Raw genomic sequence first — 12,904 nt, 5'->3', positions numbered from 1 at the left:
CCGAAGCGAGGAGGGCGCGGCGCATCGTCATCAGCGTGGCGTCAGCGTGATGCGGGTTGCGGTGCTGGTGAGCGGGATGGCATAGCCGCCCCGGTCGGCCGTACCGCCGCCAAACGCATAAGGCTTGCCATCCTTCGTCGTGGTTTCGAACAGCAGGCGCGCCTTGCTCGTAGCCGCGTCGGCGGGGTCGAGCGTCAGCACGACATTGCCGGATGCGGCGTCATAATCGGCGCTGGCGATGCGGCCGGCCTCCAGCGTGATCCAGAGGCCCGCGGGCGCGATGAACAGGCGGCGGCGGGCGCCATCCTGCGGCACGATATGAATTGTGTCGGCGTCGTCCGTGACTTTGCCGCCGAAACCGAGCCAGCCCAGATCCTTGTCCTTCACCGCATAGGTGGCGGACGCGATCGCATGACCATAAAAGCCCATGCCATAGTCGCCGGTCAGCACGTCCCATTTCATCATGTCGGGCCAGCTATGGAAGGCGGCGGACCCGAAACCCTGCTGGTCGATATTGGTGATGCCGCCCATCATGCCACCATAGGCGACGCGCAGCAGGTGGAGATCGTCCGGGTTCTGGCGATAGGCGTCGAACAGCGGCACGGCGTTGAGCGCCGAGCCATAATGGTGAATCTGCCGTTCGATCCGCGACACCTTGCCCCCATAGAGGAAGTCCCAATAGCGGCGGGCATTGCCATTATAGCCCCAGCTGGGGATGGTCGGATCATAACCAAGGATCACTTCCTTGGTCACATCGGCCTGCGGCTGATAGCCGAAATAGCGCATCCAGGCATAGACTTCGGGCTGGCCGGTGGAGTCCCACGCCATTTCGCTGCCGAAGGGATATTTGAGCGTGCGCCAGTGATCGGCGCGGCCCTTCATCAGCTTTTCCATCTCGGTTGCTTCGGCCGTCAGGCCTTCGCGCTTCAGGTCTTTCAATATGTCGAGGAAGACGTCGCCTTCCATCTGGCCGAATTGCGCATAATAGGGCGCGTCGCGCATCATCGCGACCGAGGTGCGGTACGCCCAGTCGAGATAGAAGCGCCAGTCATGCTGCTTCACGAGCCCCTGATTGTCACGGGCGAGGCGATAGAGCACCCAATGGCCGATCGCGACATGGGGATAATTGTAGGACCGGCCGAGATCGTCCGAATCCTTCTTCGACCAGGCGGTCCAGTTCTTCCAGTTGATCGCCGGATCATAATAGTCCGGAAATTCCTTCGGGTCGTAATAGAAGAGGCTCTTCTTGACCGCACCGGCCTGTGGCCCTTCGGCGACCTGAAGGTGGCCGAGCACGGTTTCATTGACCATGCGTTCGAGCTTCGCGACTTCCTCTGCATTGGGATTGTCGAGCTGCTTGATCGCGGCGGCGACCCAGCTGCCTGCGCCGCCCTCGTCGCTCATGCCCGCGACCCAGACGCGGCCGTCCTGCGTCAGGATCTTATTCGCTTCCCGGTCATAGGAGAGGATGGCGGGCGAGCGGTGGAAGGGATCGCCCTTGCCCTCGAACCACTGGTTCGTCGTGGTGAAATGGCCGATGTCGGCCATCACCTGCTCTAGCGGCTTGGTGATATAGTAGCTGACCGTCTGGGCCTGTCCGTCGGCATAGGTGATGGTGAGGCGCGCCTGACCCCAGCCCGACGCCTTTACGTCATAGCGCGCGGAGCCGGCGCTGCTGTCGACCGGGGTGGCGGTGAGCGCGCCGGCGGGGAAGCTCTCGATCTTTGCGACCGGGCTGGCGGATTTCAGGTAAAGGCTGGCCGACTGGTCGGTGGGCACGACATAGCCGGGGATGCCGACCGCGACGGGGCGCTTGTTGGCGACGAGCGTATCCTCGATCGCGCGGATGGAGGGCGATGTGACGAAGCGCAGGCCGATGGTGCGGCTCTGGCCGGGGGCGAGGGTGATGCTGGTCGCCTCATTCCATTGCGGGCCGGCCTTGGCCCATTCCTTGTCGACAAAGCCCTTGCTGGCGACGGTCCAGTCGTAAAAGCCTTCGGAGACCTGCGTGCGCGGGCTGCGGTCGGTGAAGATGTCGTCCTTGGGCGCGGCGCGGGCTTCGAGGACCGGACGATAGGCTTCGAGCGGGGTGTTTTTCTCCGGCAGGACCAGCAGCGCAGGCCCCTGACCATTGAGGCGCGTTACCTGCAAATAGCCGGCGTCGCGGCCGATATAGGGATCGACGAAGCTGGCCTGCGCATGCGCCTGATCCAGATCGCGGTCGAGGATGATATTGTCGAACACCATCGGCATGCCGAGCGCGCCGATTTCGACGGGTTCGCGACTGGTGTTGACCAGAGTGAAGCGTAGGGCGAGGACGCCATTGTCATTGACCCACTGGCGTTCGACACGCAGCGGGATGCCCGCGCCCATCGACGCGGTGATGTCGGCGGCGGCCAGCACATCGCCGCGCGCGACCAGCTTCACGATGGGCTTGCGGGCATGGGCGGAGGAATAATCCTGCCATGCGCCGGCGCCGCTCTTCAGGCGAAGATGGAGGTCGCCGATATGGACATAGCCGTCACCGGCCCGTTCCGCTTCGCGGGCGGCGGGGACATAGTCGAACGCCGCGTCGCCAGTGGGGGACAGATGCGCCAGTGTCTGGGTGTCGGTGCGCAGGGCGAGGTCGAAGGTCGGGGTCTTATACGCGGTCTTGGCGATTGGCGGGAAGACCTTCTTGGCGGGCGCGGCCTCGGCAAAGGCGGCGGTGGCGGGCATCAGCGCGGGCACGGACGCCAGCAGCAGCGCGATCAGGGGGAGCTTCTTGGTCATCATCTTCCTCGTCATTTCGCGGCGGGGGTGCGTGCGGTGAGCGCGGGCGGGGTTTCGCCCAGCAGGTTGAGCGTGAAATAGTCGCGCAGCTTCTTCCAGAAGAAGGGCTGATAGACACGGTGGGTGGTGTTGGGCAGGACGACCAGATCGACATCGCGCCCGGCGTCCATCAGCGCCTTGGCGAGGCGGAAGCTTTCCGTCACCGGCACATTATCGTCAATGTCGCCATGGATTAGCAGCAGCTTGCCCATCAGGTTGCCGGCGACCGACATGTTGCTGTTCCGCTCCCATGTGGCTTCGTCCGGGTTGCCCATGGAGACTTCGGGCCACCATGTCTTGTCGAGGCGCAGGTCGTGATTGCCGGAGGAGGAGACGCCGACGGTGAAGAAATTGGGGCGCCGCAGCAGGAAGCGGGCGGTGTCGTAACCGCCGGCCGATCCGCCGAACACGCCGACGCGGGTGGCGTCCATATAGGGATATTTGGCGGCCATCTGGCGGATGAGGCTGATATGATCGTCCAGCCCGACTTCGCCCAGATTTTGATAGGCGGGCAGGCGGAAGGCCTGGCCCCGGCGGGAGGTGCCGGTGCCGTCGATCATCACCACGATCGCGCCGATCTGGGCCACGGCATTGCCGGAGACGCGATGGGCGTCGTTCCAGGTGGCGGGAACGTCGGTCGTGGTCGGTCCGGTGTAGACATTGTCGATGATGGGATAGCTGCGCTTCGCATCGAAGTTCGCCGGGCGGAAGATCATGCCATAGATGGGGGTATGGCCGTCCGCCGCGACGCCCTGAAAGGGTTCGGGCGATGTATAGCCGGCGGCGCGCAGGCGGCTGTCGTCGGCGGTGGCAAGGTCCAGGACGATCCGGCCGGTCCGCCCGTCGCGTAGGACGGCATGGGTCGGGCTTGTCGGGCTGGACATCTGGTCCACGATCCATCGTCCGTCGTCGGACAGGGTGGCGTCATGGTCGAGCGGTTCGGGGGTCAGCTCAGTCGTGTCGCCGCCGTTCAGCGACACGCGATAGAGCGCGCGCCAATAGGGATTGCGGGCCTTTTCCCGGCCCACGCCGGTCACGATCAGAGAGGATTTGTCCCCGGCGACATGGTCGACCGACAGCACTTCCCAATCCCCCCGAGTAAGCGGTTTCCCGCCATCGGGCGCATCAGGGGTGACGAGATAGAGCTGCGCCCAGCCGGACCGTTCGGAGATGGAGAGTTCTCCGCCAAGGTCTGGCGCGGGCAGGATCATGCTGGACGTCACGGTGACGAGCGGCTTGACCGCTTCATGCGCGACGATGCGCGCGGCGCCCGTGTCCGGATCGGCCTGATAGACGGCCTGTTGCTTGTAGCCGCGTTCGGTCCAGAGGATGCGCGGTTTGCCGTTGATCCAGCCCATGTCGGGCGGGGAGGGGTAGAGGATGGATTCCGACGGGATCGCCAGCGGCACGATCTTCGCCTTGCCCGCTTTCATCGCCTGTTCGATGTCGATGACGAAGCGGGTCGCTTGCGGCAATTTCTCCGCGCCGGCGAGCGGATAGACATAGGAGAAGCTGCGCGGATAAAATTCGCCCGGCGGGTTCTGCTGGGTGATGGACAGCTTCTTCACGTCGCGCGTGTCGAGCCGCCAGCTCAGCAGATAGCGGCCGTCAGGCGACCATGCGCCCGATACGGGCATGTCGGGTTCTTCGGTGCCGGCGCGCAATATGTCGGCCAGTTGCGGGATGGAGCGGCCATAGGGCTGCTCGCGCGTGCCGTCGGTGGTGAGGGCGACCTCCTTGCCGCTCTTTATGTCCACCGCGATCAGGTTGAAATTGCGCGCGACGATGCGGAAGCGGCCGTCGGGCGAGGGGAGGGAGAGGTCTTCCTTCCGTGGTGCCTCGATGATCTTGTCGGCCTTGCCATTGGCGGCGAGAGTCCAGCGGCCATCGAGCGCGGCGAAGCGCAGGGCCTTGGTCGCCGGGTCATAATCGACTTCGGCGATATGGGCGGCGTCTGCATCGACGGTCTTGCCGGTTGCGGCGCTCAGGGCGGCGAGCAGTTGCGCGGTGGTGGCGATCTGCGTTTTCGCCAGTGTGGCGAGATCGACATAGATATAGTTTTGCGCGAGGCGGTTGCCGGTGCGGTAGAACAGGCCCTTGCCCTCGGCGACGAAGCGCGGGGCGACGTCCGCATTGTCGATCAGGTCGGACAGGCCCTGGCCATTAAACTTGTCGGACAGGGCGTAGCGGGCGCGGATGTCCGGCGCGGCGGCAGCCGTCGGTGCTGTGGTCCGCGCAGGGGCCGGGGCCGCCATGGCGATGGTCGCGCCGGCAAGGGCGAGGAGGCTGATCGACCGGGAAACAGAGGTGAGACGGGCACGCACGGGATCTGGCACCTGTGATTTTGGAAAAGATGGGGCCGTCATGACCGTGAACCATGGACAGGTCAAGAATAATATACGATATATGATCGGCCTTTTTCATGCTGGCGCGATGAAGGCGGCATGGCATAAGGCGCAAAAGGATTGGATGACGGCATGGATGATCAGCGGTTTCAGGCGGAAGGCAGGGGTATCGCGCCGCTGATGACGGGGCGGTTGCACCATGCCGTGGCGCAGCGCATCGCGGTCCAGATCGTCAGCGGCGCCCTGCCCGTGGACCATGTCTTTCCGGCCGAGGTGGACCATGCCGAAACATTGGGCATATCGCGATCGGTGTTGCGGGAGGCCTTCCGCATCCTGACCGCCAAGGGGCTGGTCAGCAGCAAGCCCAAGGCGGGGACCAGGATCAACGAGCGGCGCAAATGGAGCATGCTCGACCCCGATGTGCTGGCCTGGCAAATCCAGTCCGCGCCAACCGAGGAATTTCTGCGCGATCTGTTCGAACTGCGCATGATGGTGGAGCCGCAGGCGGCGGAAATGGCGGCTTTGCGGCGCAATGACGGGCAGTTGGTGGACATGGCCAATGCGCTGGACGCGATGGAACGCTATACGTTGGCGACGGAAAAGGGGCGAGCGGCGGACCAGCGATTCCACGGCTTGCTGATGGAGGCGGCGTGCAACGAGATGCTCTATGCCCTGTCCAGTTCGATCATGTCGGCGATCGCCTGGACCACGGCGACCAAGCAGCGGGTGCAGGAATCGCCGCGCGACCCGATGCCGGAGCATCGCGCGTTGTACAAGGAGATTGCCGCGCAGAATCCGCGCCAGGCGCAGAAGGCGATGCGGACGCTGATCGACCTGGCGCTGGCCGATATGCAGATTGCGCTGCGTCGCTAAGGCGCTGAAATCCTGCATCTTCCAATGAGAGTGGCAATTGGGGATTGACAGGGGAAGGGCACGGCCTATCGTATAGTATACGATATTCGGTAGGAGTGTTTAGGAATGAAAGCCAATCGCCGCGAGTGGCTGGCAGGGGTGGCCGCCCTTGCCGTCTGCGCTGTTCCCTTTTCGGGCATGGCCGCGATCGCGCCCAAAATTCCGTTGCGGGCAAAGCCGTTGCCGCTGACCGATGTGCGCCTGCGCCCGTCCGACTATGCGACCGCCGTAGAGGTGAACATCGCCTATCTCCTGTCGCTCAGCCCCGATCGTTTCCTGCATAATTTCCGCAAATATGCCGGGCTGGAACCCAAGGCGCCGATCTATGGCGGATGGGAATCCGACACGATCGCCGGCCATACGCTGGGCCATTATATCACCGCGTTGGTGCTGGGCTGGCAGCAGACCGGCAATGCCGAATGCCGCCGCCGGGCCGACTATATCGTCGATGAACTGGCGCTATGTCAGGCGCAGCGCAAGGACGGCTATATCGGCGCGCTGGGCCGCAAGACCAAGGACGGCCAGATCGTCGATGGCGAACAGATCTTCCCCGAAGTGATGAAGGGGCAGATCAAGTCGGGCGGCTTCGACCTGAACGGCAGCTGGTCGCCGCTCTACACCGTCCACAAATATTTCGCCGGCCTGCTCGACGTCCATGGCGCATGGGGCAATGCCAAGGCACTGGAGGTCGTGATTGGCCTTGGCGGTTATTTCGAGACGGTGTTCGCCGCGCTCAACGATGCGCAGATGCAGGAACTATTGGGCTGCGAATATGGCGGCCTGAACGAGAGCTATGCTGAACTCTACGCCCGCACCGCCGATCCGCGCTGGCTGGCGGTAGCGGAGCGCATCTATGACCGTCGAGTTCTCGATCCGCTGATGGCGCAGGAGGACAAGCTGTCCAACTTCCACGCCAATACACAGGTGCCCAAGCTGATTGGCCTGGCGCGTATCCATGAACTGACCGGCAACCAGGAGCCGGGCCGGGCCGCGCGCTTCTTCTTCGACCGGGTGACGCAGCATCACAGCTATGTCATTGGCGGCAATGCCGACCGCGAATATTTCTTCGAACCGGACACGGTGGCGCTGCACCTGACCGAGTCCACCTGCGAACATTGCAACAGCTATAATATGCTGAAGCTGACGCGGCATCTTTATGGCTGGCAGCCCGACGGCGCATTGTTCGACTATTATGAGCGGGCGCATCTGAACCATGTCATGTCGGCGCAGAACCCGGCCAATGCCGGCTTCACCTATATGACGCCGATGATGAGCGGCGCGCCGCGCGGCTATTCGCAGCCCGACGAAGACGCCTTCTGGTGCTGTGTCGGATCGGGCATGGAAAGCCACGCCAAGCATGGCGATTCCATCTATTGGGAAGGCGACGATACGCTGTTCGTCAACCTGTATATCCCGTCGGAAGCGCAGTGGAAGGCGAAAGGCGTCGGCCTGACGCTGGATACTGAATATCCGTTCAAGCCGGATATCAGGCTGACGATCGACGCGGTGAAGCAGGGCGCGTTTGCGCTGGCGCTGCGTATTCCCGGCTGGGCCAATGGGCGCTTTGGATTGACGGTGAATGGCGCGCCGGTGTCGGCCAAGCCCGCCAATGGTTATGCGGTCGTCACACGCCGCTGGAAGAAGGGCGATGTGGTGGCGCTGAGCCTGCCGCTCGACCTGCGGCTGGAAGCGGCGCCGGGATCGCCCGATGTGGTCGCGGTGGTGCGCGGGCCGATGGTGATGGCGGCGGACCTTGGCCCGTCGGAAATGGAATGGACCGGGGTGGAGCCGGCGATGGTGGGGGAAGACCCGCTGGCGGCCTTTGCGCCGATCGTGTCGGATCGTCCGCGTTATCGCACGCAGAATATCATCCGTCCGGCGAACCTCGCCTTCGTGCCTTTCTACAGTCAATATGAGCGGCGCAGCGCGGTTTACTTCAAGCGTTTCTCGGAATCTGCGTGGAAGACCGAGGAGGCCGCTTTCTTGGCGGAGCAGGCGCGGCAGAAGGATATTGCCGCCCGGTCGATCGACATCATGCATCTCGGCGAAATGCAGCCCGAGCGCGACCATGCGCTGACGTCGGAGCTGAGCTATCCGGCCTCCTATCGCGGGCGCAATGGCCGCGATGCGCGGTCGGGCGGCTATTTCGAGTTCACAATGAAGGTGAAGCCGGGGCCGTTGCTGTTGCAGGCGACCTATTGGGGCGGGGAGCGCAAGCGCAGCTTCGACATCATGGTCGACAATGTGAAGCTGGCGACGCAGAGCCTGGACAATGACAAGCCGGGCAAGTTCCTGGACATCGACTATCCGATCCCCGAGGCGCTGACCAAGGGGAAGAGCCAAGTCAAGGTGCGTTTCGTGCCGCATGATCGCAGTTCGGCCGGGCCGGTGTTCGGCGTGCGGCTGTTCACGGCAAAGCCGGCGACCTCTGCATGAGCGATAGCGTGGCGATGACCCTGGCGGAGGCCGATGCGCTGGCCCGCAAGGTGCTGGAAGGACGGGGGCTGGCGCCCGATCATGCCGCCGCCGTCGCCCGGACGATGGTGGCGGGGGAGCGGGATGGTTGCGCCTCGCATGGTCTCTATCGTCTGCTGGTCGCCGCCAATTCGATCGAGCGGGGCGTGGTCGTGCCCGACGCCGTGCCGGTGGTGAGCGAGCCGGCGGCGGCGCTGGTGCGGGTCGATGGCAAAGGCGGCTTTGCGCAATTGCCGTTCGAGCGGGGGCTGCCGCTGTTGATCGAGAAGGCACGCACGTTCGGCATCGCGGCGCTGGCGCTCAACAATGTCGTGCATTTCGCTGCGCTGTGGCCGGAGGTCGAGGCGCTGACGGACGCGGGGCTGGTGGGCCTCGCCTTCACGCCCAGCCATGCCTGGGTTGCGCCGGAGGGGGGCACGAAGCCGGTGTTCGGCACCAATCCGATCGCCTTTGGCTGGCCGCGTCCCGGTGGGCATCCCTTTGTGTTCGACTTCGCCACCAGCGCGGTGGCGCGGGGCGAGATCGAACTGCATCGCCGTGCGGGCAAGACGATCCCGCCGGAATGGGGCTATGATAGCGAGGGCCATCCCTCGATCGATCCCAAGGCGGTGCTGGACGGGGCGATGCGCACGTTCGGCGGGCATAAGGGATCGGCGCTGGCGGCGATGGTGGAACTGATCGCCGGGCCGCTGATCGGCGACATGACCAGCGCGGAATCGATGGCAGCCGATGAGGGCCGCATGGGATCGCCGATCGGTGGCGAACTGGTGATCGCGATCGACCCGGCGGGCTTTTTGGGCGCGAGTGTCGAAGATCATCTGGGCCGGGCCGAGGCGATGTTTGAAGCCATTACCGGACAGGGCGCGCGTTTGCCCGGCGCGCGGCGCTATGTCGCGCGGGCGCAGTCCGATGCGCAAGGCGTGCGCATTCCGGCGCAGCTTCACCGGGACATATTGGCATTGTTGGAAGGGGAAATGGCGTGACGATCTTTGGCGGCCGAGGCTGGCTGTTCGCAGGCGCGGCCTTCATCAGTCTGGCGGCGCCGGTGGTGCATGCCCAAAGCGCGGATCAGGCGTTCGAGGCGGTCTATTCTTCCGAATATGACTGGCGGCAGAAGCAGTTCGGGCCGAGCGAGGATGGACCGAAGGATCAGCCGCTGGTGCTGCCCGATGTGAGCGCGAAGGCGCAGGCGGCGCGGCTCGCGCGGTGGGAGCAGGTCGAGAAGCAGCTTGCCGCGATCAGGGTCGATCAACTGTCGCCGGCACAGAAGATCAATTTCGCCGTCTATAAGGGGCAGATCGATGCGCTGGCCGCCGAGCAGCGCTATCATGAATATGAGAAGCCGCTGAACGCCGACACCAGTTTCTGGGGCGATCTGGCCGGATGGGCGCGCGATCCGCTGCGCGATGAGGCCGGCGCGCGGCACTATATCGCGATGCTGCGCGACATTCCGCGCTATTATGGCGAGCAGATCGCGAATATGCGGGTCGGGCTGAAGCGGGGTTTCACCCCGGCGCAGATCACGTTGCAGGGGCGCGACATTGGTGTCGAGCAGGTAGCGAATGCGAAGAGCGTGGAGGAGAACCCCTTCTACGCGCCGTTCAAGGCCTTGCCCGCGACGATCCCCGTCGATGTGCAGGCCGCGTTGAAGAGCGAAGCGCAGGCCGCAATCGCGCAGGCGGTGGTGCCGGCGCACAAGACGCTGCTCACCTTCCTGCGGCAGGACTATATGCCGGGCGCGCGCAAGGATCTGGCGGCGTATAAGCTGCCCGACGGAAAAGCCTATTATCAGTCCAAGATCCGTGAGTTCGTGACGCTGGACAAAAGCCCGGAGCAGATTCACCAGATCGGCCTGACCGAGATGGCGCGCATTCGCAGCCAGATGGCGCAGGTGATGCAGCAGGTGGACTTCAAGGGCGACCTGCCGGCATTCCTGACCTTCCTGCGGACCGATCCGCAATTTTACCCCAAAACGCCGCAGGATTTGCTCAATCGCGCGGCCTGGATCGCCAAGACGTTTGACGGCAAGGCGTCCGAATATTTCGGGCGGATGCCGCGCATGCGCTTTGCGATCAAGCCGGTGCCCGATGACATCGCGCCTTTCTACACCGGCGGGCGGGGCGGTCCGGGCATCTATCTGGTCAACACCTATAATCTGCCCTCGCGGCCCTATTATTCGCAGATCGCGCTGACGCTGCACGAAAGCGCGCCGGGCCATGCGATGCAGATGCCGCTAGCGGCGGAGAATAAGGATCTGCCCGCTTTCCGCCGGGACACCTATCTGTCCGCTTATGGCGAGGGCTGGGCGCTCTATTGCGAGGCTCTGGGCGAGGATATGGGCATGTATGAAACGCCTTATGATCGTTTCGGCATGCTGAGCTATCAGGCGTGGCGCGCGTCGCGACTGGTGGTGGACACCGGCATCCATGCGATGGGCTGGACCCGCAAACAGGCGCAGGATTATCTGCACGACAATACGGCGCTGTCCGATCATGAGATCGAGACGGAGGTGGACCGCTATATCGCCTGGCCGGGGCAGGCCCTGTCCTATTATATGGGCGAGCTGGCTTTTGTGGATGCCCGCAAGAAGGCCGAGAAGGCGCTGGGGCCGAAATTCAATATCCGCGCTTTCCATGACGCGGTGCTGGCGCTGGGCGCGGTGCCGTTGCCGGTCATCGACCAGCGCGTTGACCAGTTGATCGCCGATGGCGGCAAGGGGCCTTATCCCGATGAAGAATGATCTTTTTGCCGGCATCGCGCTGGTTCTGGCCGTCGCGCCCGTCGGGGCGCAGGAGGCGCGCCAGATCAGCGTGCCGGGCAATCCGATTTTGGCGGAGGGCGATTATTATTCGACCGATCCCGCGCCTTTCGTGGCGGACGGGGCGTTGTGGATACTCGCGGGTCGGGATCAGGCGCCGCCGGACGTCAATGATTTCATCATGGGCGAATGGCAGCTGCTGAAGACCGATGATCCCAAATCGGGGAAATGGACGCATTATCCCGCCATCGCCAAGCCGGAGAATGTCTTCGCCTGGGCGGAGGAAGCGCGGGCCTATGCCGGACAGATCATCCAGGGACCGGACAAGCGCTATTATTTCTACGCGCCGGTGCTGGAGAAGGACAGCGATGCGCAGGATCGCTTCGCCATTGGCGTGGCGGTGGCGGACAGCCCGAGCGGGCCGTGGCGTGATGCGCATCCATCAGGGCCGATCATTTCGCAACGGGTGCCGGTGAAGAATGACATTCAGAATATCGACCCCACCATCCTGATCGACGATGACGGACGGGTCTATATTTATTGGGGGACGTTCGGCCAGTTGCGCGGCATGGAGCTGGAGCGCGACATGGTGACGCCCAAGGGGCCGGAACGCAACATTGAGGGGCTGACCGGGTTTTTCGAGGCGCCCTGGATCATGAAGCGCAAGGGCGTCTATTATATGCTCTATGCCGGGAACAGGGCCGGGCCGAAATCCGACTGTACTCCGGCGGTCTATCATGCCTGCATCGCCTATGGCACGGCGTCGTCGCCCATGGGGCCATGGACCTATCGCGGCGTGGCGCTGAAGCCGGTGTCGTCCACCACGTCCCATTCGGGTGCGGTGGAATATAAGGGCCAATGGTATCTGGCCTATCATACGGCCGATGCGAAGGGCGGCGGGCATTTCCGGCGCAGCGTGGCGATCGACAAGATCGAGTGGGATGACAGCGTGACGCCGGCGCGCATCCGGACGGTCGTGCCGACCCTGCGACCGCAGCCGCCCCTGGCCCCGACGCGCAACATAGCGCGGGCGGCGTCGGCCACGGCATCCAACGAGCCGCTGCCGGTGCAATATTGGATCAAGTCGCTGAACGACGGCATCACCAAGACCGCGCCCTTGCCGCCCGACATGTGGGGCAGCTGGTCGCCGAACAATCCGGCGAGCCAATGGATCGAGTATCGCTGGAACAAGCCGGTGACGATTGATGGATCGCGCATCTGGTTCTGGAACGATCAGCCAGCAGGATCGGGCGTGGGCGTCGCGCCGCCGGCGAGCTGGCGGCTGGAATATTGGGACAAGAAAGGCTGGAAGCCGGTGCCGGGGGCGAGCGCCTATGGCGCGGAGCCGGGGGCGTTTCAAAACGTGACCTTCCCGCCGATCCGCACCCGATGCCTGCGCGCGGTGATGACGGCGTCGGGCGATGGGAAGGGGCATGCGGGTCTGGCGGTACAGGAATGGGAAGTGCTGGCGCCCAAGGCCGCGCTGCCGGTGGTGCGGGACGCGGAGGCGAAGCCGGCGGCGAAGTGCGGCTGAGACAGCGAAGTAGACAGTTTAAGCGAAAATCGAGGGGCGTGGCCGGTGGCCATGCCCCTTTCTTGTTAT

At 64.0% G+C, this 12,904-nt stretch carries 7 protein-coding genes; 5 read left to right on the top strand and 2 right to left on the bottom strand.

Annotated features, from left to right (window positions below):
- Positions 1-30 precede the first annotated feature (30 nt).
- Both ACFOKF_RS21025 and ACFOKF_RS21020 read right to left on the bottom strand, forming a co-directional pair.
- A complete protein-coding gene (locus ACFOKF_RS21025) occupies positions 31-2,775 on the bottom strand; it encodes a DUF5695 domain-containing protein (RefSeq protein WP_380798481.1) in 2,745 nt (914 codons plus the stop codon).
- Positions 2,776-2,783: 8 nt separating this feature from the next.
- Positions 2,784-5,135, bottom strand: a complete 2,352-nt coding sequence (locus ACFOKF_RS21020) for a S9 family peptidase (protein ID WP_380798480.1) — start codon at positions 5,133-5,135, stop codon at positions 2,784-2,786.
- 153 nt (positions 5,136-5,288) lie between these two features.
- Here ACFOKF_RS21020 and ACFOKF_RS21015 point away from each other — a divergent pair, with 153 nt between their 5' ends.
- The 5 genes from ACFOKF_RS21015 to ACFOKF_RS20995 all read left to right on the top strand — a co-directional run bounded on the left by ACFOKF_RS21015 (position 5,289) and on the right by ACFOKF_RS20995 (position 12,835).
- Positions 5,289-6,029, top strand: coding sequence for a FadR/GntR family transcriptional regulator (locus ACFOKF_RS21015; RefSeq protein ID WP_380798478.1), 741 nt, complete (start codon positions 5,289-5,291; stop codon positions 6,027-6,029).
- Between the two features lie 105 nt (positions 6,030-6,134).
- Complete coding sequence (locus ACFOKF_RS21010) at positions 6,135-8,504, top strand: beta-L-arabinofuranosidase domain-containing protein (RefSeq protein WP_380798477.1); 2,370 nt, start codon at positions 6,135-6,137, stop codon at positions 8,502-8,504.
- Positions 8,501-9,526, top strand: a complete 1,026-nt coding sequence (locus ACFOKF_RS21005) for an Ldh family oxidoreductase (RefSeq protein ID WP_380798475.1) — start codon at positions 8,501-8,503, stop codon at positions 9,524-9,526. The genes ACFOKF_RS21010 and ACFOKF_RS21005 overlap by 4 nt, the downstream gene beginning before the upstream one ends.
- Positions 9,523-11,283 (top strand): DUF885 domain-containing protein, encoded by a 1,761-nt coding sequence (locus tag ACFOKF_RS21000; protein WP_380798474.1) that lies wholly within the window; start codon positions 9,523-9,525, stop codon positions 11,281-11,283. Before ACFOKF_RS21005 ends, ACFOKF_RS21000 begins: the two co-directional genes overlap by 4 nt.
- Positions 11,273-12,835: a family 43 glycosylhydrolase gene (locus ACFOKF_RS20995; RefSeq protein ID WP_380798472.1), complete on the top strand. Its 1,563-nt coding sequence runs from the start codon at positions 11,273-11,275 to the stop codon at positions 12,833-12,835. The genes ACFOKF_RS21000 and ACFOKF_RS20995 overlap by 11 nt, the downstream gene beginning before the upstream one ends.
- Positions 12,836-12,904 lie beyond the last annotated feature (69 nt).

This window comes from Sphingobium rhizovicinum, assembly GCF_042647625.1.
In the GTDB taxonomy this organism is placed as follows: domain Bacteria; phylum Pseudomonadota; class Alphaproteobacteria; order Sphingomonadales; family Sphingomonadaceae; genus Sphingobium; species Sphingobium rhizovicinum.
This window is presented reverse-complemented; position numbering and strand designations above follow the sequence as displayed.

Coding starts and splice junctions, on each gene's coding strand:
- ACFOKF_RS21025 (WP_380798481.1), bottom strand. CDS start 2,775: ATGATGACCAAGAAGCTCCCCCTGATCGCGCTGCTGCTGGCGTCCGTG.
- ACFOKF_RS21010 (WP_380798477.1), top strand. CDS start 6,135: ATGAAAGCCAATCGCCGCGAGTGGCTGGCAGGGGTGGCCGCCCTTGCC.
- ACFOKF_RS20995 (WP_380798472.1), top strand. CDS start 11,273: ATGAAGAATGATCTTTTTGCCGGCATCGCGCTGGTTCTGGCCGTCGCG.
- ACFOKF_RS21015 (WP_380798478.1), top strand. CDS start 5,289: ATGGATGATCAGCGGTTTCAGGCGGAAGGCAGGGGTATCGCGCCGCTG.
- ACFOKF_RS21005 (WP_380798475.1), top strand. CDS start 8,501: ATGAGCGATAGCGTGGCGATGACCCTGGCGGAGGCCGATGCGCTGGCC.